The 22,512-nt window shown below is 35.1% G+C and carries 21 protein-coding genes and 1 tRNA gene; 3 read left to right on the forward strand and 19 right to left on the reverse strand.

Annotation, left to right across the window (positions count from 1 at the left end; all coding sequences use genetic code 11):
- Positions 1-419 precede the first annotated feature (419 nt).
- Genes LNP23_RS03095 through LNP23_RS03105 form a run of 3 tightly spaced genes read right to left on the reverse strand, consistent with a single transcriptional unit; the run spans position 420 to position 3,242 of the window.
- Positions 420-1,367, reverse strand: coding sequence for a lipid A deacylase LpxR family protein (locus LNP23_RS03095; protein WP_230003683.1), 948 nt, complete (start codon positions 1,365-1,367; stop codon positions 420-422).
- Positions 1,357-2,130: a monofunctional biosynthetic peptidoglycan transglycosylase gene (gene mtgA / locus LNP23_RS03100; RefSeq protein ID WP_395426459.1), complete on the reverse strand. Its 774-nt coding sequence runs from the start codon at positions 2,128-2,130 to the stop codon at positions 1,357-1,359. The genes LNP23_RS03095 and mtgA overlap by 11 nt, the downstream gene beginning before the upstream one ends.
- Positions 2,130-3,242 carry an NAD(P)/FAD-dependent oxidoreductase gene (locus LNP23_RS03105; RefSeq protein WP_230003684.1) on the reverse strand — a complete coding sequence of 371 codons (1,113 nt, stop codon included), beginning with the start codon at positions 3,240-3,242 and terminating at the stop codon, positions 2,130-2,132. The genes mtgA and LNP23_RS03105 overlap by 1 nt, the downstream gene beginning before the upstream one ends.
- A 670-nt stretch (positions 3,243-3,912) precedes the next feature.
- Between LNP23_RS03105 and LNP23_RS03110 the strand changes: the two genes are divergently transcribed.
- Together LNP23_RS03110 and LNP23_RS03115 are read left to right on the forward strand one after the other, a co-directional pair.
- Positions 3,913-5,814 carry a S9 family peptidase gene (locus LNP23_RS03110; protein ID WP_230003686.1) on the forward strand — a complete coding sequence of 634 codons (1,902 nt, stop codon included), beginning with the start codon at positions 3,913-3,915 and terminating at the stop codon, positions 5,812-5,814.
- 645 nt (positions 5,815-6,459) lie between these two features.
- Positions 6,460-8,907, forward strand: a complete 2,448-nt coding sequence (locus LNP23_RS03115) for a hybrid sensor histidine kinase/response regulator (RefSeq protein ID WP_230003687.1) — start codon at positions 6,460-6,462, stop codon at positions 8,905-8,907.
- On the opposite strand, the gene LNP23_RS03120 is transcribed toward LNP23_RS03115, so the two are convergent.
- The 12 genes from LNP23_RS03120 to pdxA form a co-directional block, all read right to left on the reverse strand.
- Positions 8,904-10,247 carry a sigma-54-dependent transcriptional regulator gene (locus LNP23_RS03120; RefSeq protein ID WP_230003689.1) on the reverse strand — a complete coding sequence of 448 codons (1,344 nt, stop codon included), beginning with the start codon at positions 10,245-10,247 and terminating at the stop codon, positions 8,904-8,906. The genes LNP23_RS03115 and LNP23_RS03120 overlap by 4 nt on opposite strands.
- 128 nt (positions 10,248-10,375) lie before the next feature.
- Positions 10,376-10,672 carry a hypothetical protein gene (locus LNP23_RS03125; protein WP_047776834.1) on the reverse strand — a complete coding sequence of 99 codons (297 nt, stop codon included), beginning with the start codon at positions 10,670-10,672 and terminating at the stop codon, positions 10,376-10,378.
- Between the two features lie 8 nt (positions 10,673-10,680).
- Positions 10,681-10,977 (reverse strand): PepSY-like domain-containing protein, encoded by a 297-nt coding sequence (locus LNP23_RS03130; RefSeq protein WP_047776832.1) that lies wholly within the window; start codon positions 10,975-10,977, stop codon positions 10,681-10,683.
- Between the two features lie 36 nt (positions 10,978-11,013).
- On the reverse strand, positions 11,014-11,304 hold the full coding sequence (locus LNP23_RS03135; protein ID WP_047776831.1) for a hypothetical protein: 291 nt from the start codon (positions 11,302-11,304) through the stop codon (positions 11,014-11,016).
- Positions 11,305-11,331: 27 nt separating this feature from the next.
- Positions 11,332-11,628 (reverse strand): hypothetical protein, encoded by a 297-nt coding sequence (locus LNP23_RS03140; RefSeq protein WP_047776829.1) that lies wholly within the window; start codon positions 11,626-11,628, stop codon positions 11,332-11,334.
- A gap of 56 nt (positions 11,629-11,684) precedes the next feature.
- Positions 11,685-11,981: a hypothetical protein gene (locus LNP23_RS03145; RefSeq protein ID WP_230003691.1), complete on the reverse strand. Its 297-nt coding sequence runs from the start codon at positions 11,979-11,981 to the stop codon at positions 11,685-11,687.
- A gap of 306 nt (positions 11,982-12,287) precedes the next feature.
- A complete protein-coding gene (gene accC, locus LNP23_RS03150; RefSeq protein ID WP_047776826.1) occupies positions 12,288-13,634 on the reverse strand; it encodes an acetyl-CoA carboxylase biotin carboxylase subunit in 1,347 nt (448 codons plus the stop codon).
- Positions 13,635-13,719: 85 nt separating this feature from the next.
- Positions 13,720-14,208 carry an acetyl-CoA carboxylase biotin carboxyl carrier protein gene (accB, locus tag LNP23_RS03155; protein WP_047776824.1) on the reverse strand — a complete coding sequence of 163 codons (489 nt, stop codon included), beginning with the start codon at positions 14,206-14,208 and terminating at the stop codon, positions 13,720-13,722.
- A gap of 23 nt (positions 14,209-14,231) precedes the next feature.
- On the reverse strand, positions 14,232-15,230 hold the full coding sequence (locus tag LNP23_RS03160) for a beta-ketoacyl-ACP synthase III (RefSeq protein ID WP_047776822.1): 999 nt from the start codon (positions 15,228-15,230) through the stop codon (positions 14,232-14,234).
- Positions 15,231-15,402: 172 nt separating this feature from the next.
- Positions 15,403-15,597 (reverse strand): 50S ribosomal protein L32, encoded by a 195-nt coding sequence (gene rpmF, locus LNP23_RS03165; RefSeq protein WP_007137315.1) that lies wholly within the window; start codon positions 15,595-15,597, stop codon positions 15,403-15,405.
- A 9-nt stretch (positions 15,598-15,606) separates the two neighbouring features.
- Positions 15,607-16,149, reverse strand: coding sequence for a YceD family protein (locus LNP23_RS03170; RefSeq protein ID WP_047776821.1), 543 nt, complete (start codon positions 16,147-16,149; stop codon positions 15,607-15,609).
- Between the two features lie 106 nt (positions 16,150-16,255).
- Positions 16,256-17,305, reverse strand: a complete 1,050-nt coding sequence (pdxA, locus tag LNP23_RS03175) for a 4-hydroxythreonine-4-phosphate dehydrogenase PdxA (RefSeq protein WP_230003693.1) — start codon at positions 17,303-17,305, stop codon at positions 16,256-16,258.
- 57 nt (positions 17,306-17,362) lie between these two features.
- Between pdxA and LNP23_RS03180 the strand changes: the two genes are divergently transcribed.
- The gene (locus tag LNP23_RS03180) at positions 17,363-17,953 is read left to right on the forward strand and encodes a riboflavin synthase (RefSeq protein ID WP_047776818.1); all 591 of its coding nucleotides are present in this window, start codon (positions 17,363-17,365) and stop codon (positions 17,951-17,953) included.
- A 450-nt stretch (positions 17,954-18,403) separates the two neighbouring features.
- On the opposite strand, the gene LNP23_RS03185 is transcribed toward LNP23_RS03180, so the two are convergent.
- The 4 genes from LNP23_RS03185 to LNP23_RS03200 all read right to left on the reverse strand — a co-directional run bounded on the left by LNP23_RS03185 (position 18,404) and on the right by LNP23_RS03200 (position 22,358).
- Positions 18,404-18,477 (reverse strand) — tRNA-Ile (locus LNP23_RS03185).
- A 147-nt stretch (positions 18,478-18,624) separates the two neighbouring features.
- Positions 18,625-19,029: a methylmalonyl-CoA epimerase gene (mce, locus tag LNP23_RS03190; RefSeq protein WP_230003694.1), complete on the reverse strand. Its 405-nt coding sequence runs from the start codon at positions 19,027-19,029 to the stop codon at positions 18,625-18,627.
- A 31-nt stretch (positions 19,030-19,060) separates the two neighbouring features.
- The gene (locus LNP23_RS03195) at positions 19,061-21,418 is read right to left on the reverse strand and encodes a hypothetical protein (RefSeq protein ID WP_230003696.1); all 2,358 of its coding nucleotides are present in this window, start codon (positions 21,416-21,418) and stop codon (positions 19,061-19,063) included.
- The gene (locus tag LNP23_RS03200) at positions 21,378-22,358 is read right to left on the reverse strand and encodes a hypothetical protein (protein WP_319624898.1); all 981 of its coding nucleotides are present in this window, start codon (positions 22,356-22,358) and stop codon (positions 21,378-21,380) included. Before LNP23_RS03200 ends, LNP23_RS03195 begins: the two co-directional genes overlap by 41 nt.
- Positions 22,359-22,512 lie beyond the last annotated feature (154 nt).

Consider the following 22,512-nt stretch of genomic DNA (forward strand, 5'->3'; position numbering starts at 1 on the left):
ATCATTTCTTCCCAAATTACCTATTCAATAAAGAGCCGACTATTTTTTGGCAAAAATTTATCTAATATTAGAAAATTTTAATCCAATATTGACAATTTAATAAAGTTTCTCTTCGTACATTTGCAAAAAATTAGCGAGGCATAGAAAATATAGTGTGCATTTTAATGAGTCAATTCTTGTTTAATCCCTGATGATTCGGCACTCTTTACTAGGAATCGGCTAATGAATAAAAATCGTAAATAACATTAAAATATAATAGAAGTACGGGGATCGTATTCCGTCTTCATCAAAAGAAAAGTATCTGTTTTTTGAACTAGTATCATTTTTAAATATTTCTGAATTAGTACCCTGAAATTATAAAATACGACATTCATATATAAAGCAAATACCGAAAGCCATAGTCTCAGATTATGGCTTTTTTATTTTAATAAATACGCAAACCGAATCGAACCATAAAAAGATCCGGTAATCTCATGACTGTTTAATTCTCTTCCGTGATAAATAAAAGAATACGACAAGTTGAAATTGTCATGACGGTATTTTAATCCAAACTCAGCATTGAAACGAAGCGAAACCAAGTCAAAAGTCACTGGACTTTCATTATTAAACAAACTTCCTTCAATTGTAGCATCATAAAACTGATACCTGACACTTGGCATGGCATAAAAGTAAAACTCCCGCACCGTATATTGCGGGTTAGTACTCACAGAAGCGTCATGCAAATTTGAATCATAAACCGGAAGCAATTTTTTAAAACCAATTCGGGTCAAAAAACCAGTAGAAACTCCCGTAAAAATAGTCCCTAAATCGGCTTCTGACTGAAAATGAAAATCGGCAAAGTCGTTATGTTGACTTGGAAATAATTTCTTCGAATACATTACATGCGCCTGAAGTGCCAACGCATTGTGAATCTGATTCTCCCAACCGTATACTTTTTTGTATCCGATCACATGATGAAAGGCTTCTTGCATTTCTCTTCCAAGAGAATTCTGCCCCACAAATCCCAACTGAAAATCGGTTTTCAAAACGGATTCACTATTATAAAAAAAGCTGCGACCCGCTTCTGCAAAAAGATACCCTGCAAAAGGACGATTATTGTTATTACGCACTTCTATATTTATAAACCGTGGATTGTAAATGTATTGTCCGACGCGAAATTCAGTTATTTCCTTATTGATTTTTTCATTGTCATTTTTCGACAGAAACCGATAGAAAAACTCTAGCCCATTGGTATAATACATATCGTTCTTAGACGATGTGTATAAATCATTATCTGAAATAAGTCCTATTTCTTTCGTCTTTCCTTGTCCAAAAACAAAAAGCGATGTCAATACGAGAAGCCCTGCGAAGGCTTGTTTACTTCCCATCGTAATTTATTTTTCCAACTGCACGCATTTCGCGAACAATTCTTTCTTTACGTCTGTTGATATAACTCGAGGATCCTGTTGCTTTAAATTTTCTGGGGTTTGGCAATATGGCCGCAATTCCGGCAGCCTGCATTGGTGTTAGGCTCGAAGCATCACGACGGTACCAATGTTCCGTTGCAGCATATGCTCCGTAAACACCATCACCCATTTCGATACTATTCAGGTATACTTCCATAATGCGTTTCTTCCCCCATATTACTTCGATTAAAACGGTAAAATAGGCTTCTAATCCTTTTCGGAAATAACTTTTCCCCTGCCATAAAAAAACATTTTTGGCGGTTTGCTGCGAAATTGTACTTCCGCCCCGAATTCTGCGTCCACGTTCGTTGCTTTTGTAGGCTTTTTGAAGTGCTTTAAAATCAAAACCGTTGTGTGATAGAAAAGTTCCATCTTCACTGGCAATAACTGCTTTTTGCAAATTCATCGAAATCTTGTCAATAGGCTCCCAATCATGATCAAAATAGACTTCTTTGCCCCCTGTTTTATTTTCAATGGCACGAATCACCATTAACGGAGTAAAAGGAACCGGTATGTATTTGAATAAAACCACCGATGCAATTGAAACCCCGAAGAACCAAAGCAATAATTTAATGAAAAACCATTTTACTTTTTCACCAAAAGAACGTTTCGACTTTTTAGGAGGCGCTTTGGGTTTAGGTTTGCTTGCGGTTGTTGTTTTTGGTGCTGGTTTTTTGACTGCCATTATATTAAATCTGCTAATTCTGTTCCTATTAAACTACCTATCGCTACACCCATTCCGCCTAAACGCACTCCACAGAACACGTTTTCAGACAATTGTGTAACCACAGGATTTTTACTGTTCCCTACTCCCATAATGCCACTCCAACGATGGGCAATCTGAAATTCCTGATTCGGTAAAATTACATTTTTAAGTAAATCCTCCAATTTATTTTGAACAATTTTGGTTTGCCCAAATTCTGTAGTGTTTTCTGTTTCAAAATCCAGGTTTCTGCCTCCACCCAATAAAATCCGATCACCGATATTCCTGAAGTAATAATACCCCCTATCGAGATGAAAAGTACCTTTAATATCTAAATTCGGAATGGGTTCTGTAATTAAAACCTGCGCTCTTGCCGGCTGTACAGCTCCTTTTGTCAAGACATTTGCAAAACCATTGGTCGCAAAAAGTATTTTTTTTGAATTAAAACTAAAATCATTCAAGACTACTTCAACCTGTGTTCCATTGTCCAGATAAGATGTTACAGTTTGTTGGTTCAAAATCAGAATATCTGCCGCAATCGCTTGTTTCAATAACTCCTGCATCATATTTCCGGTATCAATCTGAGCTTCAAATGGATTAAAAATCAAATAGTCTTCAATGTTTTTGAATCCAAATCTATCCACTTCTTTACCAAAAACATCTGCTTTAAAAAGTGGTTTTAAAATACTATTTATAAAAGGTAACCTACTTACACAATCATCAAAACCATTGTTCTCTTCTTTCAAAAAAAGTTCATAACCACCATGCGGTCTAAAATCGATAGCAGTATCACCCAATCTTTTTCGAAGTAATTGCAAACCTTGCCAGCGTTTTTCAACAAGTTGCACTACCTCGTCTTCGGAATGTGTTTTTAAATCCTCTATAATTTCAGAAAGACTTCCGAAACAAGCAAAACCGGCATTCTTGGTACTTGCTCCCTGGGGTAACATTCCTTTTTCTAAAATCAGGATTTTTGCAGTTGGAAATCTTTCGCGCAAGCGCAACCCCGCATGCAAACCTACAATACCGCTGCCAACGATCGTATAATCTACATTAGTAAACCAATTTTTAAGCTCCCAATAACTTAATTCCATGAGTGAATAATTTTTAGGTATAAAAATAGAAATTTTTTATGCTAAAAAATAAATTCCAAATTTTTTAAATTCCAAATTCCAACGAGGGGTGTCACTCTGAATGAAGTCGAAGAGCGGACTTTCTTCTTTTAAATCACCAACGAAATATACTAGACGTAAATTCCAATCTCTTAAATTCCAAATTCCAACGAGGGGTGTCACTCTGAACGAAGTCGAAGAGTGGGCTTTATTCTTTTAAATCACTAACGAAATATACTAGACGTAAATTCCAATCTTTTAAATTCCAAATTCCAACGTGGGGTGTCATTCTGAGTGAAGTCGAAGAGTGGACATTCTTCTTTTAAATCACCAACAAAATATACTAGAAATAAATTCCAAATTCTTAAATTCCAAATTCCAACCAGGAGTGTCACTCTGAGCGAAGTCGAAGAGCAACACCCCTCATTTATCCAAGTCACCAACAAAAGGTTGGAATTTGGAATTTCAGAAGATTGGAATTTCAGAAAATTGGAATTTCAGAAAATTGGAATTTCAGAAGATTGGAATTTCAGAAGACTGGAATTTAAACCCATTTTTCCCCAAAAACATTAACAAAAATTGGAATTTGGAATTTAAAAAATTGGAATTTAATTTCCGTACTTTAGGCACCACAAAAATTAGAATTTCAATTATGAAAAAAGTAGTAGTAACAACCTTAATAATGATGAGTTTAAACGCTATCGGACAGAATGTAATGTCACCGGAATTGTTATGGAAATTAGGACGAGTGACTCCACTAGGCCTTTCGAAAGACGAAAAAAATGTTGTTTTTAAAGTAACAACTCCTTCTGTAGAGGAAAACAAATCGCATTCTAAATTTTACATTTTACCTGTAAATGGAGGAAATGCAACTGAAATCAAAGACACCAAAGAGGTGTTGACAGACAAAAACATTTCGCCAGACGGAACGTTATTAGTCTATAATGAAGAAGTAAAAATCGATAAAGTTTTAGGGAAAGATTTCTATCCGAACTTAGATAAATCTGATGTTCAGATTTACGATGGTTTAGATTACCGTCACTGGGATACCTGGAACGAAGGGAAATTCAATCATGTTTTCTACAAAAATAACAACAAAGAAACTGCAGGAATTGATATCCTTAAAGGAGAAGCTTTCGACAGTCCACAAAAACCTTTTGGTGGTGACGAAGATTATATCTGGTCTCCTAACGGAAAAAGTATCTTGTATGTATGCAAGAAAAAAGCAGGAACTGCTTATGCCATTTCTACGAATACCGATATTTATGAGTACAATTTAGAAACTCAAAAAACAAGCAACAGAACCGAAGGTAACTTAGGTTATGACACTGCTCCGCAATTTTCTCCAACCGGAAATCTAACTTGGTTGCAAATGAAACGTGATGGTTATGAAGCGGACAAAAACGACATTATTGTTGAATTTAAAGGAATCAAAACGAACCTAACTGCTAATTGGGACGGTACTGTAGATAATTTCATGTGGAGTAAAGACGGTAAAAAAGTATTTTTTGTAGCACCGGTAGACGGAACAAAACAACTTTTTGAAGTAAACTTTCCAGGTTTAACCAAAATAGCCATTCAGGTTCGTCAATTGACAAATGGGGATTTTGATGTAAGTGATTTAGTTGGATTTTCAGGTGATGAAATTATCGTAACGAGAACAGACATGAATCATGCGGCTGAAATTTTTTCTTATAATTTGAAGAAAAAAACCTGGAAACAATTATCAAATGTAAATACCGAAACATACAACACCCTAACGTTAAGCAAAACAGAAAAACGTTATGTTACGACTACCGACGGTAAAAAAATGTTGGTATGGGTAATTTTACCTCCTAATTTTGATGCTACAAAAAAATATCCAACACTATTATTCTGTCAGGGAGGGCCACAATCTGCCTTAACACAATCGTACTCGTTCCGTTGGAATTTCTCTTTAATGGCTGCTAAAGGTTATATAGTAGTCGCTCCAAACCGTCGCGGAATGCCGGGACACGGAGTAGAATGGAACGAACAAATCAGTAAAGATTGGGGTGGACAGGTTATGGATGATTATTTATCTGCAATTGATGATGTCTCTAAAGAAAGCTATGTAGATAAATCTCGTTTAGGTTGCGTTGGCGCTAGTTACGGTGGTTATTCTGTATTCTATTTAGCTGGAATTCACAAAAACCGTTTCAAAACTTTTATCGCTCACGATGGTGTTTTCAATACTCAAAGCATGTTTGGAACAACGGAAGAAGTTTTCTTTAACAACTGGGATTTTGGTGGTGCCTACTGGGAAAAAGACAATGCAGTAGCCCAAAAAACGTATACTACTTTTAATCCTGCAAGCTTAGTTCAAAACTGGAACAAACCGATTTTGATTGTTCAGGGAGGAAAAGATTTCCGTGTGCCAATCGGACAATCACAAGAAGCTTTTCAAGCGGCCCAATTAAGAGGTCTTAAAAGCCGTTTGGTTTATTTCCCGGAAGAAAACCACTGGGTTCTAAAACCTCAGAATGCTCAGGTTTGGCAAGGTGAGTTTTTCAAATGGTTAAACGAAACGTTGTAAGGATCTATATAAAAATAGAATAGCACGCAGATTTGGCAGATTTTTTCATTATTGCTTTTGAAAAAATCTGTTAAAGCTGGGTGAAAAAACTGCCACAGATTAAAGGATTAAAATGATTGGATAATCTGCGACGCAAAAAAATTAAACACGAATTTCACTAATTACACTAATTAATTCGTGCCAATTGGAGATATTCTTGGCAAAAAAAATCAAAACGATCAGATAATCTGTGCGAATCTTTTTAATCTGTGGCAAAAAAATTAAACACGAATTGCACTAATTACACTAATTAATTCGTGCCAATTGGAGATATTCTTGGCAAAAAAACCAAAACGATCAGATAATCTGTGCGAATCTTTTTAATCTGTGGCAAAAAAATTAAACACGAATTGCACTAATTACACTAATTAATTCGTGGCAAAAAAAAACAATTCGTGCCAATTCGTGAAATTCGTGTCAAAAAAAATAACCGTAGATTTTCTAGATCGAACCTGTTTCATCTTTAAAATCTGCGGTTTTTTTTAAGCCTCATATTAAAATTATACAAGATTTTCCTCGCGGTTTATAATCCTAAATCAGAAAATTTTAAATAAATTGCAGTTGTTTCATTTACAAAAACCCTTGCAATTCCTGTTACCCTAATTTATGGAGAGTAAAAAAAGTTACATGCCGATTAAAGTACTCTTCAGTTATATTGCATTACTGGGATTAGTTGTTACGGTTGGTTGGTTCCTATATTCTGAAAATAAAGTTTATAACAAACTCGAAGAAAAAATAGGCTTTGAAAAAACCAAAATTCTAAGAGTCAGTAAACTCTTCTCTAATGTATACAAAACAGAAAGTTTGGCCCGAAAAACGATCCAGACGAATTCTGAAAATGACTTTAAAAGTTATATTATTGAAACAGATTCCCTACGCGCAAGAATCGACACCTTAAAACAAATCGTTACTACCGACTATCAGAAAACTTTACTAGACAGCGTTACCTATTTTTTGTCTGAAAAAACAGAGAATATCCGACAGCTAAAAACCATAAAAAACAAAGCCGACGATGAAGTTTCGGTAAATACCGCTATTGACGAAATTACCAAAATGGAATTCAAACTCCGTAAGCTGGAACTTCAGGATTTTACGAAAAGCCCTAATCAATTGGGAAATTACCAGCGAAATGTGCTTCAGAAATATGTTGATTATCTCAATCAGAATATTCCCGACGACAGCACCAATACGTTGAGTAAACAGGCCTCCGATTCTATCTTGGCCAATTCAAAAAAGCTATTAAGCAATGTCAAAATAAAAGCAGAAAAAAAGAAAGAATCGCTGAATTTTGAGGAAAACAAATTGCTTAAAAATGAAATTGCCATCTCGGAACAACTTAGAAAAGTACTTCGTATTATAGAGCGTGAAATCATTATCAACTCTATAAAAAACAATTCTTTAAAAGAAAAATCACTTAAAAAAGTCAATGATATCGTAACAGCATCTGCCATTATTGGTTTATTACTGACGGTGTTTTTCTCTATTTTAATTGTTAGCGATTACTCCAAATCTCAATTGTATAAAAAACAGCTCGAGATTGCTAATTTCAAAACCAAAAACCTGCTAAAAAGCCGCGAGCAACTTATCTCAACGGTAAGTCACGACCTGAAAACACCTCTGAGCACCATAGTGGGCTACACGGAACTTTTGGGCAATTCTGATGTAACGACCAAACAATCCTATTTCGTTAAAAACATTAAAAATTCCTCCGAGTATATTTCGCAACTCGTTCAGGATTTATTGGACTTTTCTCAAATCGAAGCGGGAAAAATCAGCATCGAGAAAGTACCTTTCCTTTTGCCGGAGCTTATTGAAGAGGCTGCCAAAAATATTCAGACCGTTTATAAAAACAAAACCATCGATCTTATTATCAATGTTGACGATCAGCTGAGCAGCAAAATAGTCGGCGATCCGTTTCGTTTAAAGCAAATCCTGACTAATATAGTCGGGAACGCTTATAAATTTACAGAAAAAGGTTTTATCAAAATCAGCGCTTATGTTGCAGACAACAGCGACTTTTTTGTTATTACCATCGAAGATACCGGAATTGGAATTGAGAAAGGAAACCAACAATTGGTTTTTGAAGAATTTGCACAGGCCAATGAAAGTATTGAAAAGCAATATGGTGGAACCGGCTTAGGTCTCTCTATCTGCCAAAAAATAGTCACCATTCTTCAAGGAAGCTTAACCCTTAGAAGTACTTTTGGAGAAGGAAGTACTTTTGAAATCAAACTCCCTTTATTATTTGACAGTACTAAAAACACAACGGCTACAACCCCAAAACAGCTTTCTAACCTCAATACAAAAAAGCTGACTTTTATTGTTATTGACGACGATATTAATTTATTGAATTTAACCAGCGGGGTTCTGAAACAAGAAAACCATCATGTTTTGTCTTTCAACGAAGCCAAAAAAGCATTAGAAACCATTCCTACTACTGATTTTGACTTTATCATCACCGATATTCAAATGCCGGAAATGGATGGTTTTATGTTTATTGAAAAATTAAAAAACAGTTCGCTTTCGACATTCAAAAACCAACCTGTAATTGCACTGACGGGAAGAACAGATCTCGATTTGTCCGTTTACAAAGCGGCCGGATTCACCACTGTTATCAAAAAACCGTATTCCCCAAAAATACTGCTTGAAACCCTCCATCATATTGCAGAAGATATTCCGCTCCCCAATAGTGAAATAGGAACTACTGAAGCTTTATCAGCCAACGAATCTCTGTACTCGTTAGATACGCTGAAAGAATTTTTAGGCAATGATGCTGATGCTTTGAGAGATGTTATCACCTCGTTTATTGAAAGTACTAAAGAAAATTTGACTTACTTAAACAAAGCAATAACAGAAGAAGACATCACTGAAGTAAACCTTATTGCACACCGAATTGCACCAATGTTCAAACAAATTGAATCTGATGAAATTGCCGGTATTTTAAAAACTTTAGAAAAGAATGAATTTAAAAATTCTGATTTAGAAAGTATATTCAACAGTTTAAAAGCCCAAATCGAAACGCTTTTTATTGCGCTGCAACAAGAAATAACTTAATCTATATTGTATTGCTTTAGCTTATTGTAAAGTGTTTTTCTGGTAATCTTAAGCAGTTTAGCCGCTTCTGATTTGTTGTTCTGTGCTTTGGATAATGCGTGAATAATGGCCTCTTTCTCGTTTTCTGACAATGAAAAATTTCCTTTAGAATTTTGCTGTTTTTCGATTTGAAAAAATTCTGTTGGTAAAACTTCGCTTTCAATATAATCACCACGCGACAATAATGTGGCACGTTTTACGCAATTTTGAAGTTCACGTAAATTTCCGGGCCAGCTGTAGTTTTGAAAAATTCGAATTACATCCGGTGAAAAACCAATAATCTCTTTGTTTAATTGCTGATTGGCTTTCTCGAGAAAATAATCGGCAAAAACCATTAAATCTTCTTCGCGGTCTGTCAAGGAAGGAGACTGAATAGAAAATTCATTAATTCTATGGTATAAATCTTCACGGAAATCACCATTTTTAACAGCTTCCCGCAAATCTTCATTGGTGGCCGTAATAATTCTGATATCAACGTTAATTTCTTTGTTGCTTCCTACGGGTTTAATTTTTCGTTCTTGAAGTGCTCTTAGCAACTGTATCTGATTTTCATACGAAAGATTTCCTATTTCATCTAAAAAAAGAGTTCCACCGTTAGCCGCTTCAAAATAACCCATTTTATCGCTGATTGCTCCGGTAAAAGATCCTTTTAAATGTCCGAAAAACTCACTTGCAGCCAATTCTTTTGGGATTGCACCACAATCAACGGCAATGAAATTATTGCTTTTTCGGGTGCTTTGCTCGTGAATGCTTTTGGCGATGATTTCTTTTCCTGTACCACTTTCCCCAATAATCAAAACAGACATATCCGTTGGACTAACCAATTGAATATGATCCAGTAATTTTTTTGAAGCTACAGAAATTCCTCGTACAAATTCATTCTCCGTAGCGGCAGTTTGTTTTTTGACGACTTTCTTTTCTTTTGTTGGAACTTGAACTTGCGGAGTTTGCAAAGCGTTTGTAATAACCAACAAAACTTCGTCGGGATTAAACGGTTTCGAAATATAGTCTGCAGCGCCATTTTTGATCGCTTTTACAGCCGTATTCACATCGGAGTATCCTGTCATTAAGATCACAGGTATTTCGGGATTGGAAGCCTTAAATTCAGTCATAAGTACAATACCATCAGAATCCGGTAATCGAAGATCCGTTAAAATCAAATCGAATAATTGATTATTAACTGCTACTCGAGCTTCTGCAGCTGAAAAAGCAATGATTACTTCATATTCTTTTTTTATCAGGAACTTCTCCAATAATTTGCAGAATGAAATATCATCTTCTATTAGTAATATCTTTGGCATTGTTTTTTAGTGACTTTTTTGCTAAAATAATACTATTAAACTTGTCTTTTCATAAAATTTTGCAAAAAAAAAGAGATTGTTATCCAACAATCTCTTTTTTACCAAAAACATAAATCTAATTCACCTAATTATATTTTCAACCAGTTGCCATTGACATCTGAGTAGACAGTAGCCTTTTGGTCACCAACTGATATATCTAATTTGTACTCTTTTTTCTCGTTTACATAAGCTTTAACCAATTTTGCCCCAGGGTACGCTGTTTCCAATGCCGTTTTTACTGCTGCCGGAACAGCATCTGTACCAACTTCGGTATATTCGGTTTGGAAACTTGTTTCCGTTTTCACTTCTTCAGAATGTACAATTGTAGTGGCATAAATGGATAGGCTTCCTAAAACGATTGCGGCTATTAAAACGATCTTTTTCATATTTTTTCTTATTTAACTATGTTTCCCGCAGCATCAGAGAATATAATATACTTTTTGTCTCCTTTAGAGATTTCAAGCTTATACTCTTTCTTCTCATTTACATACGCTTTTTCAAGTTTTGTACCTGGAAAAGATTTTTCAACTGTTGATTTTACTGCCGCCGGAACTGCATCTGCACTAACTTCCTTAAACTCATCTTGAATAAGTACGGATTGGTTTACTGCATTTTCTAATGATGGAGTTGTGGCTGCATTAACAGTTAAACTTCCTAAAACGATTGCTGTTGCTACTACTAAATTTTTCATAATGATTTTTTTATTGGGTTGTTTAATAATTAGTTATTATTTTTTTAGAATATTTCCTTGAGCATCGGTGTATACTACTGACTTTACTTCTCTTACAACGATCTCAATTTTATATTCTTTCTTTTCATTAACGTATGCTTTTTCAAGCTTCACCCCCGGATAGGCATTATCTAAAGCTGTTTTGATGGCTGCCGGAACAGCATCTATTTCTTTATATTCCTCCTGAGTGGTTTCTAACTGGACTTTTGTGGTTTTGATAAAAGTGGTTCCAGCCTGCATTGACAAAGTTCCTAAAACGATTGTCGCAGTGATCATTAATTTTTTCATAAGATATAGTTTTTAAGTTTACTTTGGTTATTTTTTAATCCAGGTTCCATCTGCATTAGCAAAAAGATTCCCTGTTTTGTCCCCAACGGTAACTTCTAATTTATATTCTGAGTTTGCATTTTTGAATGCCTTGGCAAGTACAGCAGTCGGATAAGCTTTTTTAAGAGCATCGGTAATCGCGACTGGTACTTCCTCCAGTTTCACTTCAGTATATTCGTCCTGAACTGAGATTGTTTTTAGGCTTGTAGTAGTTATCGGAGAAGTTGAAGCAAATGAAGTCAAAGTTCCCAAAACGATTGCGGCTGATAAAAATAAATTTTTCATAGTGTGTATATATTTTATAGTGTTTATTGAATGCTTTTTAAGAGAAACCAAGATACTTATTTTTTGATCCAGGTTCCATCTGCATTAGCAAAAAGATTTCCCGTTTTATCTCCAACTGTTACTTCTAATTTGTACTCTGAATTTGTATTTTTGAATGCTTTAGCAAGTACAGCAGTTGGATATGCTTTTTTAAGAGCGTCTGTAACAGCAGTAGGAAGTTCTTCCAATTTAATCTCTGTATAGTCATCCTGAACTGAGATCGTTTTTACTGTTGTGTTACTAATTGGAGTAGTTGAGGCAAATGAAGTTAAACTTCCCAAAACGATTGCGGCTGATAAAAATAAATTTTTCATAATGTATATGTTTAGTTATTTAATAGTTGTTATACGCTTTAGGATAATGAAATTATTATGCCGTAAGTACAAAACCAACTATCAAATGCCCTAAGCTCTTATTTTAAAAGGCTTTAAACAAAATATAACAAAACTCAAAAACAAACAAAACTGTATACTATTACGAAATAGTGTGTAAAAAGTATACACAAATAGTGTTTACTTAGCGAAAAACCAAACCGGTAAACCGGATCGTTTTTTTTAAACGGTAGAAACAAACTAACTATAGAAACAAAAAAAGGCTATCAAAATTGATAGCCTTTAAAATTATTCGATTGGATTCATTTTGAAAGTATCCATAAATGCAGTAGTATAATCTCCTGCAATATATCTTGGATCATCCATTAATTGTCTGTGGAAAGGTATTGTCGTTTTCACACCTTCAATAACGAACTCATCCAAAGCTCTTCGCATCTTGCTTATTGCTTCTTCACGAGATTGCGCTGTTGTAATTAACTTGGCAATCATCGAATCGTAATTAGGTGGAATACTATAACCAGAATAAACGTGTGTATCTAAACGTACACCGTGACCACCTGGCATATGAAGCGTAGTAATTTTTCCCGGTGAAGGGCGAAAATCGTTATACGGATCTTCAGCATTAATACGACATTCTATAGCGTGTAATTGTGGTAAATAGTTTTTTCCGGAAATTGGAATTCCTGCAGCCACCATAATTTGCTCACGAATCAAATCATAATCTATAACTTGTTCTGTGATCGGGTGCTCTACCTGAATACGGGTATTCATTTCCATGAAATAGAAATTTCTGTGTTTGTCAACCAAAAATTCTACTGTTCCTGCTCCTTCGTATTTAATAAATTCAGCAGCTTTTACAGCAGCTTCTCCCATAGCAGCACGCAATTCGTCTGTCATGAAAGGGGAAGGTGTTTCTTCAGTAAGTTTTTGGTGACGACGTTGTACCGAGCAATCTCTTTCAGAAAGGTGACATGCTTTTCCATAAGAATCTCCTACAACCTGAATTTCGATATGACGTGGTTCTTCAATAAGTTTCTCCATGTACATTCCGTCATTCCCAAAAGCAGCAGCAGCTTCCTGACGTGCGCTTTCCCAGGCTTTCAATAAGTCTTCTTCTTTCCAAACAGCACGCATTCCTTTTCCACCACCACCGGCAGTAGCTTTAAGCATTACCGGGTAACCAAATTCTTTAGCCAGTTCTTGTGTTTGTTCAAAAGATTCTAACAATCCGTCTGAACCTGGAACACAAGGTACTCCTGCTTCTTTCATGGTAGCTTTTGCAGAAGCTTTGTCTCCCATTCTGTCAATCATTTCAGGAGCGGCACCAATAAATTTGATTCCGTGTTCCTGGCAAATTTTAGAGAATTTAGCATTCTCAGAAAGAAAACCGTATCCCGGGTGTATTGCATCTGCATTGGTAATCTCAGCAGCAGCAATAATATTTGACATTTTCAAATACGATAAGTTACTTGGAGGAGGTCCTATACAAACCGCTTCGTCAGCGAACTTAACATGTAGACTTTCTGCATCAGCTGTAGAGTAAACCGCTACAGTTTTGATTCCCATCTCTTTACATGTACGAATTACACGAAGTGCAATTTCTCCTCTATTCGCAATTAATATTTTTTTAAACATCTTACTTATATTAAAAATTACAAATTCCAATCTCCTAATTCCAACTCATTGGATTTTGTGATTTATCTATTGGAATTTTTAAAAACTATGATGGATCAACTAAAAATAAAGGTTGGTCAAATTCTACAGGAGACATATCGTCAACAAGAATTTTTACAATTTTACCTGAAACTTCTGATTCGATTTCGTTGAATAATTTCATTGCTTCAATTACACAAAGAACATCACCTTTAGCGATAGTGCTTCCCACTTCAGTGAAAACAGCTTTATCCGGAGATGGTTTTCTATAAAACGTTCCAATAATTGGAGATTTTATAGTGATATACTTAGAATCTTCTGTTGCAGCTGGTGTATCAGTGTTAACATTTACAACAACCGGAGCTGTCTGCTGAGGAACTACTGCCTGTGGCAATGCAGTTTGAGCAGGTAATTGTTGCACATAAGTAGCTTCTGTTACATTTGTTTCCAAAGTTGTTCTGATCGTGATTTTCACATCATCCATTTCCAACTTAACTTCTGCAACTCCCGAATTTGCAACAAATTTGATTAGGTTTTGAATTTCTTTTAAATCCATAATGATTTGTTTTTAGTTTTAATTTATTTCTTATCGTAAGCCCATTTTAGGTAAATAGATCCCCAAGTGAATCCACCACCAAAAGCGGCAAAAATAATATTATCTCCTTTTTTTAATAAGTGTTCAAAGTCGTTTAGCACTAATGGTAAAGTTGCTGAAGTTGTATTACCATATCTTTCGATATTCATTAATACTTTAGAATCTTCAAGCTCCATTCTGTTTGCTGTCGCATCAATAATACGTTTGTTTGCCTGATGTGCTACTAACCAGCTTACATCTTCTCTAGTCAAATTGTTTCTTTTTAAGATCAATTCGCTGGCATCAGCCATATTAGTTACTGCGTATTTGAAAACGGTTTTCCCGTCCTGAAAAACATTGTGTAGTTTGTTTTGTACAGTCTCTGCTGTAGTAGGAATCAGAGAACCACCGGCAGCGATCTTAAGAAAATCACGTCCTACGCCATCACTGCGTAAATATTCGTCTTGTAAACCTAAGCCTTCATAATTTGGCTCAAATAAAACAGCTCCTGCGCCGTCTCCAAAAATAATACAAGTCGCTCTATCTGTATAATCTACAATTGATGACATTTTATCAGCACCAATCAATAATACTTTTTTATATCGTCCTGACTGAATATAAGCTGCAGCCGTAGACATTCCGTATAAAAAACTTGAACATGCTGCTTGCAAATCGTATGCAAAAGCATTTGTAGCTCCAATTTCTGTGGCAACAAAAACTCCAGTAGAAGCCACTGGCATATCTGCTGTAGCCGTTGCCATTATAACCATATCAATCTCTAACGGATCAATATTTGCTTTCGCTATTAAATCCTGTGCTGCTTTTATAGCAAGAAACGATGTTCCTTTGTCAGCATCCTTAAGAATCCTTCTTTCTTTTATCCCGGTACGAGTGGTAATCCATTCGTCATTGGTATCAACCATTGTTTCTAAAACTTTGTTCGAAAGTACAAAGTCAGGAACATAAGCTCCAACAGCGGTAATTGCGGCTGTGATTGTATTCATTATATTCTATTATTTCCTTCCAAATACTCCTATTTGAAAAATTTTTAAAAGACTTGAAAATTACAAAAAAAAACAAAGCGAATTTGTATCTATTTTCTTAAAAAAAGAAAATTATAACCAACAAAAAAAACTCCCACGATGTGAGAGTTCCAGTATTTTTTACAAAAACGTATTAAGCAACCGCTACAGATTTATCGATAACAACTTGCCCTCTGTAATACATTTTACCTTCATGCCAGTAAGCTCTGTGGTATAAATGTGCCTCTCCAGTGATAGGACATGTAGCGATCTGAGCTACAGTAGCTTTATAATGTGTTCTTCTCTTATCTCTTCTTGTTTTCGAGATTTTTCTCTTAGGATGTGCCATTTTACTATATTATTTATCCGTTAATAGTTTCTTTAATTTGTCCCAACGCGGGTCAATATCTTCTTCTTGTTTACTCTCTTCTTTTTGTTCTTTTACGGTTAATTCATTCAGTTTTGTTAAAGCTTCGGTTTGCAAACTTCCGTCTTTTACTCCTGGATGAACTCGTTTTAGCGGTACCGAAAGTGCAATCATCTCATAAATGTATTGTGCTACATCTATTTCATGCTCTCCATGCGGCAAGATCAACAACTCTTCATTATCGTTATTGAATTCATCTCCGAAGCGAACAATTAATTTCATTTTCCCTTTTATAGGCAAATCAAATTCTTCGCTTGTCAGATCACAAGGTACATTTATCGTTCCTTTGTGTTTGAAATCCAACTCCATCATGTTGCTTTTCTTATCTAAAACTAAAGCCACTTTGATATCCGAACTTTGAAATTCGTCGTAATCAAAGTTCTCAAAGAACGCGTTACTTATTTGATACTCAAAATGGTGTTTTCCTAATTTTAATCCTACGAAAGGAATTAAAAATTCTTTTGTTTTGCTCATTTCAACATCAATTTATCCAACCGGTATCTAAAACTCAGATACCTGAATTGGGGTGCAAAGATATAAAATTATTATAAAACTAATAATCTTATTCACCTTTTTTTGTTTATAACTGTTTTTCTTTTATTTTAAGAGGTTTTTGAGTAATCTCCTCATGCTGATTACGCGAGCGAAAAATATCAATCGCAAGGTAAACAGCCTCTTTAAATGAATTGTAATCTGCAACATCTTTTCCGGCAATATCATAAGCCGTACCGTGGTCCGGCGAAGTTCTTACCTTATTCAATCCTGCTGTATAATTAACCCCTTTACCGAACGAAAGCGTTTTAAAAGGAATAAGTCCCTGATCGTGATAAGTTGCCACAACAGCATCATATTTTTCATATTGACTGCTTCCAAAAAATCCATCTGCAGGAAATGGTCCGAAAACCATAGTTCCTTTATCGAATATTTTTTTCAAAACCGGCTTTAAAATCAAATCATCTTCTTTCCCGATCACTCCGCCATCACCACAATGAGGGTTCAACCCTAAAACTGCAATTTTTGGCTTCACAATACTAAAATCCTGAATTAAGGACTTTTTAATGGTTTCTATTTTTCTAGTAATCAATTCTTCTGTCAAATGAGACGAAACCTCATTCAACGGTACATGATCCGTTAGTAAACCAACTCTCAAATTATCCTGAACCATCATCATAAGGGCATTTCCTTCTAATTCTTGCTCTAAATAATCGGTATGTCCTGGGAATTTAAATTCTTCCGACTGAATGTTGTATTTATTAATAGGAGCTGTAACCAGAACATCAATTAATCCATCCTTTAGCGCCTTTGTAGCCGCAACAAAAGATTTTACAGCATACTCCCCTATTTTTACATCATTTGTTCCAAAATTGACATCTACACCTTCTCTCCAAAGATTAAAGACATTCACTTTTCCCGTCACCACCTGGTCTAATTTATCTATCCCATGAAACTGAATAGTAGAAGTCACACTTTTTTTAACAAACGAAAGTATTTTGGCACTAGCAAAAATAACCGGCGTACAGAGTTCCAACATACGAGAATCTTCGAATGTTTTTAATATAACTTCGCTTCCAATACCGTTTAAATCTCCTATTGAAATTCCAACAATTATATTTTCTGCTTTTTTATTCATGTGCTCAGTTTATTTATTACTAATTTTGATGTGCAAATTTAGTAAAATAAAACAACAATGTTCACAGGAATTATAGAAACCCTAGGAAGAATTCACGAAATACAAAAAGACCAAAACAACCTTCATGTAACCGTTGAGTCTTCTATCACCAATGAATTAAAAATCGATCAAAGCGTTTCTCATAACGGCATTTGCCTAACTGTTGTCGCCATAAAAGACAACTGTTACACGGTAACCGCAATAGAAGAAACCATTCTAAAAACCAATATAGGTGACTGGAAAGCTAATGACATCGTAAATCTGGAAAGAGGAATGAAACTCGGAGATCGTCTGGACGGACATATTGTACAAGGCCACGTAGACCAGACTGGAACCTGCACCAACATACAGGAAGCAAACGGAAGCTGGAATTACACTTTCGAGTATGATAAAAACCTCAGCAACATTACTATCGAGAAGGGATCTATAACCGTAAACGGAGTAAGCCTTACTGTTGTAAATTCAAAAACAAATGAATTTAGTGTCTCAATAATCCCGTACACTTACGAAAACACCAATTTTAAAAACTTTAAAATCGGAACAAAGATTAATTTGGAGTTTGATGTAGTAGGAAAATACATTTCAAGACTTTATTCGATAAACAAATAGTATCTAAAACATCCTATATAAAAGAAAAGCTTCAATTTACATTGAAGCTTTTCTTTTATAACTATTTTTATATACAGTATGTGCCCCCAAAAACAAAGCACCTACAACTAAAATTATTAAATTCTGATCAATAGGCCCATCCGGCGGAGGCGGAGGCCCTGCAGCCGTCTTACTAGTCCTCGCCCTTGGTTCAGGAGGACCATCCTCAGCCCTAACACTCGAAATACTAATCAAGGTCAAAAGAAATACAAAAAAAATAGGCTTAGATATCTTCATAATTTTCAATACGCTGAAAAACAGCAGAGTACATTATTAAAATTATTTTTCTTATTATAATTCTCACAAAAACAAGTGTTTACGCTCAAAATTATTGGCAAATGTATAAGAATTTCATTTAAATGCAAGTTTTACAAATAAAAAAAGCTTCATAAAATTTATGAAGCTTTTCTGTGGTCCCACCTGGGCTCGAACCAGGGACCACCTGATTATGAGTCAGGTGCTCTAACCAGCTGAGCTATAGGACCGGTTTGAGGTTGCAATATTACTACTATTTTTCATTCACTCCAAATATTTTAAGAGATGTTTTCTATTTAATTTGCAACTGCCACCCTTATTTCACAGAACACAATTGATTTTCAATGGCTTATTCAGGAATAAAAAAACACATTTTTTTATCTTATTTCCTGACAAAGCTCCACCAAAACCCCATTTGTGTTTTTTGGATGTAGAAAAACTACTAATTTATTATCGGCTCCTCTTTTCGGAACATCATTTATCAGCACAAAGCCTTCGTTTTTCAGTCGTGTTATTTCAGCTTGTATGTCTTCGACATCAAAAGCGATGTGATGAATTCCTTCTCCTTTTTTTTCTAAAAACTTCGCAATTGGACTTTCGGGATTTGTGGCCGTTAAAAGTTCGATTTTATTAACTCCTGTTTGAAAAAAAGAAGTCAAAACCCCTTCACTCTCTACCGATTCCATTTTGTATGACGGAACGCCCAGTAATTTTTCGAACAACACATTGGCATCCTCCATGTTTTTTACTGCAATTCCGATATGTTCTATTTTATTTACCATTTCTTTTACTATTATTTAAACCTGCTCCTTATTATTGATTCACATACGTATTAAAATAACCACATTCTGCAATCACATCCTGATAATACTTCGTATCCGAATACTCTTTCTTCAGTGCTTTAAATCCATTCCAGGCAATAAAATTAATCTTATCGTCCTCCACTTCCCACCAACTGTTTACCTTATTGTATTTGTTGTTGTAATATTCGTTTCGTTCACACTTGGAGATTAAATAGACACATTTTGCTTTTTGTTCTTTTGTTGTCGCGGCTTCAAAGGCTTTTTGATAATACATTTTTGAAACAGTACAATCCGTGATCATTCCTTTCATTGCACTTCTAAAAGAATAAGGACTCGAGCCGTAGCCTACAATATTGATTTCATAAAAACTTCTTCCGTTCCCAAAATGAGTGATATTGTAAAAAGCATTCCCAAGTAACAAACTATTGGTATAAACATCTTCTTTCTGAGCCAGTTTATCCTGCATGGTTTTTATAGTATTCAGGAATTCAAGCTGAGAATATTTCTTTTTTTGATAAGCCACATGATCACAATCATGACAATCTTTTATGTTTCCATTAAACGGATTTCCTGAAAAGGTACGATACTGCACCGAGTCCGTTTGTTGCATAAAAGCAATTGCCTCCGGAATTTTATTCTTAAAAGTGGCCTGAACAGCCTGAAAATTATTGATATCCTTTAATTTAAAGCCATAAATCCCAGCCCCAATTTTCTCTATTTCGGTTTTATTGGATTTAGACAAAAATGCCTTCATCTCCAACAGCTCTTTTTCGTTATCATAAAAAGCATTACCCGAATTCCAATAACCGTAAGAAGAAGTACCAAAAAGTTCCGCCATTACAGGATTTGCTTTTGCTTTGTAAAGCGCTGCCAAATAATTTTTACTCCATAACACTGCATTCTCATAACGAAACTCTTGTCCTTTGTATGTTTTTGGAAGCTCCTGATACAACCAATTCAAATCAGCCAGAATCGTTTTCTCATTTTGATCTGTCAATTTATCAATTTTACTCAGCGTATTCACAAAACGCAACAACCTCAACTGATATCCTGCCAGTTCTGTTTTCGGAAGTGTTTTTGCCGCCTTATCAAAATTCTTATCTGCATTGGCAAAATCTCCTTTTAAAGTTTGTAAATAGCCCAGCGCAATATCCCACAAATAAGGTTTCTCTGTATTCCCTGCCGCCGCAATTTTTGCTGTTAAATCAAAAGCAGTTTGATCCATTTTAGCATAATTTTCTACTCTGTTCTCTGCAACCGTTTGCAATTTGGCAGGAACATTATCCCCCATATTTTGTTGAAACGAATAATTTATTTTTCCCTCTTCTATATTAATCAATCGTGTCAGCAAATAATTCAGATGTTCGCTTTTTGAATCTAATGCGTAAATCTTTTCAATAGCCTGTTTTTCATCTTTATAATAGCCGTGAATTGCCCAAAGTGCCGCTTTTTCTTTGTTATTTTTAGCCATTGCTAAAGATTTATTCCAATCAGCAACATTCTGCGGATGAAAACAATAAGCCGTAACCACTCGCAACTCCGGACATTTATCAAAAACCTGCGCATACAGATAATTTGAAACCGCATACTTTTTTTGCTGATAATTTATTCCCGCAACATACGAAAGAGCCCTGTAATACAAGGTGTTTTTAGAAACTGAAGCTTCCGTTTTATTAAAAAACTGAATTGCTTTTTGCTTGTCATTACTATAAAATCGTGCTTTCACAGTAAGAAACCAATACCTGTTTTTCAGAAACGGATCTGAAGTCATATTGTAAACATTTTCAATTGACTGAATCATTTTCTTGTCATTGAATGTTTTAGCCACAACAGGGTCATAACTCCAATAATCCTCGCCGATAGAAACCGTTTCGATCTTTTGTGCCAAATACAAAAATTCAATAAAACTTTTGATTTTAACCTCTTTCAGACTCACTACTTTTCCCCATTTAAGCGAAGTCTTATTCTCTTTTTTCGTTTTATAAAAAACATGAAGCTGCTCAATTTCAACTTTATTCTTTAAGGGTTTATTACGGTCCTCATATGCCCTTTCTTCATCAGGACCTATCAGAAAATAACGCACAGTCGCAGCATCTGCCTTTCCCTTTAAAAAATTCTCCCAATCCAGTTTAATATTGTCATTAAACCTCGAATTGTGCTCGGTATCAGAACCGATTCCATAGAAGAAATCTCCCGACAAAAAAAGCGGTGCATAGGACTTATCTGCAAACGTCTCCGGTGTAAAATTCGAATTATAACCAAAATAATCCCAATCGTCTCCGCCTCCACAGGCATAAATTATTCCGTATGCAAAAAGCAAAGAGGCACTAGAAACAAGAAACAACTTGCTCAAAAATATTCTTTTCATAGTTTTTTAAATTGAATTCGTCTAAATCGTAAAATATAATTTCTTTTGGCGCTTGTGCGGTACTTTCACCCAACTCCTTCGCCATTTGTTTCAAATCTTCGGGAGTAATGGCCTCGATTTTCAGCAGGTCATTTTCTTCATAAAAAACTCCATTTTTGTAGTTTGATTGTTTTACTTTGAAAAAAAAGGCACTTATCTGCACAAAATTCTCATCCTTTTGAAGTTCACTAAAACTCAATTTAGAACGCAAACCAATCACTTTTTGATTTCTGATATGGACTCCCCACGAATATATCGGCAAAGCAAAATCGAGATGCAATGGATATTTTTTCAAACTCTTAAGATATCGCACTGCAATTTTCTGATCGTAAATAGAATTTAATGAATCGGGCGCAATGGATCCCATATTGTAATACATCAAAACACCGGAATCGACATTTGGAATTTTGGTCTTTTTGAAATATTTAACCTGATGCAAGCGAATCGTTGCCGAAAGCTTTTTCTGCGAAAGCTTTTTAAAACGCTCCACAAATTTCAAATAATTGTCTTTGCTATTTAGAGACCAATCACAGTCAATTTGTACTTCCCGGAAGGCAATTTTATTTACAGCACTGATCTCCTCTACTAATTGAACTGCTTTTTTGGCCAGGTTTTCAACATCTAAATTAGATTGCAACATGACTTTATTTTGAATAAAAATCACCGGAACAACATTAAAATTAGCGACATTTCCCTGAAACCGTATCGGACTAATCGGAATTGGCTCCTTTGTCTGAGGTTGTAAACCAATATCAAAATAACGGATATAAAGCTTTGTTACCTTATTTTCTTCCAGGATCTCTTTTTCGGTTTCAGACAATTTGAAGATTGTTTTCCAATAATAAAAGGCAATTGCCGGCTCATCATTTTTACTGCAGGAGAAGAGTAAAAAAACCAACATACCCCAAAAAACTTTTTTTATCAAAACTTGGAAAAATTACATTTAATGTCAAAAATAAGAAATTATATCAAATCCATTATTTGAAAGCATAAAAAAGCAGCGGAAACAAAAGCCTGAAATCCTAATAAATGGATAAAAAATTTCAATTAAAGCA

Source organism: Flavobacterium cupriresistens (genome assembly GCF_020911925.1).
GTDB classification, from domain to species: domain Bacteria; phylum Bacteroidota; class Bacteroidia; order Flavobacteriales; family Flavobacteriaceae; genus Flavobacterium; species Flavobacterium cupriresistens.

Excerpts from the sequence above, each read along its gene's own strand:
- LNP23_RS03095 (WP_230003683.1), bottom strand. The coding sequence starts at position 1,367 with ATGGGAAGTAAACAAGCCTTCGCAGGGCTTCTCGTATTGACATCGCTT.
- mtgA (WP_395426459.1), bottom strand. The coding sequence starts at position 2,130 with ATGGCAGTCAAAAAACCAGCACCAAAAACAACAACCGCAAGCAAACCT.
- LNP23_RS03105 (WP_230003684.1), bottom strand. The coding sequence starts at position 3,242 with ATGGAATTAAGTTATTGGGAGCTTAAAAATTGGTTTACTAATGTAGAT.
- LNP23_RS03110 (WP_230003686.1), top strand. The coding sequence starts at position 3,913 with ATGAAAAAAGTAGTAGTAACAACCTTAATAATGATGAGTTTAAACGCT.
- LNP23_RS03115 (WP_230003687.1), top strand. The coding sequence starts at position 6,460 with ATGGAGAGTAAAAAAAGTTACATGCCGATTAAAGTACTCTTCAGTTAT.
- LNP23_RS03120 (WP_230003689.1), bottom strand. The coding sequence starts at position 10,247 with ATGCCAAAGATATTACTAATAGAAGATGATATTTCATTCTGCAAATTA.
- LNP23_RS03125 (WP_047776834.1), bottom strand. The coding sequence starts at position 10,672 with ATGAAAAAGATCGTTTTAATAGCCGCAATCGTTTTAGGAAGCCTATCC.
- LNP23_RS03130 (WP_047776832.1), bottom strand. The coding sequence starts at position 10,977 with ATGAAAAATTTAGTAGTAGCAACAGCAATCGTTTTAGGAAGTTTAACT.
- LNP23_RS03135 (WP_047776831.1), bottom strand. The coding sequence starts at position 11,304 with ATGAAAAAATTAATGATCACTGCGACAATCGTTTTAGGAACTTTGTCA.
- LNP23_RS03140 (WP_047776829.1), bottom strand. The coding sequence starts at position 11,628 with ATGAAAAATTTATTTTTATCAGCCGCAATCGTTTTGGGAACTTTGACT.
- LNP23_RS03145 (WP_230003691.1), bottom strand. The coding sequence starts at position 11,981 with ATGAAAAATTTATTTTTATCAGCCGCAATCGTTTTGGGAAGTTTAACT.
- accC (WP_047776826.1), bottom strand. The coding sequence starts at position 13,634 with ATGTTTAAAAAAATATTAATTGCGAATAGAGGAGAAATTGCACTTCGT.
- accB (WP_047776824.1), bottom strand. The coding sequence starts at position 14,208 with ATGGATTTAAAAGAAATTCAAAACCTAATCAAATTTGTTGCAAATTCG.
- LNP23_RS03160 (WP_047776822.1), bottom strand. The coding sequence starts at position 15,230 with ATGAATACAATCACAGCCGCAATTACCGCTGTTGGAGCTTATGTTCCT.
- rpmF (WP_007137315.1), bottom strand. The coding sequence starts at position 15,597 with ATGGCACATCCTAAGAGAAAAATCTCGAAAACAAGAAGAGATAAGAGA.
- LNP23_RS03170 (WP_047776821.1), bottom strand. The coding sequence starts at position 16,149 with ATGAGCAAAACAAAAGAATTTTTAATTCCTTTCGTAGGATTAAAATTA.
- pdxA (WP_230003693.1), bottom strand. The coding sequence starts at position 17,305 with ATGAATAAAAAAGCAGAAAATATAATTGTTGGAATTTCAATAGGAGAT.
- LNP23_RS03180 (WP_047776818.1), top strand. The coding sequence starts at position 17,363 with ATGTTCACAGGAATTATAGAAACCCTAGGAAGAATTCACGAAATACAA.
- mce (WP_230003694.1), bottom strand. The coding sequence starts at position 19,029 with ATGGTAAATAAAATAGAACATATCGGAATTGCAGTAAAAAACATGGAG.
- LNP23_RS03195 (WP_230003696.1), bottom strand. The coding sequence starts at position 21,418 with ATGAAAAGAATATTTTTGAGCAAGTTGTTTCTTGTTTCTAGTGCCTCT.
- LNP23_RS03200 (WP_319624898.1), bottom strand. The coding sequence starts at position 22,358 with ATGTTGGTTTTTTTACTCTTCTCCTGCAGTAAAAATGATGAGCCGGCA.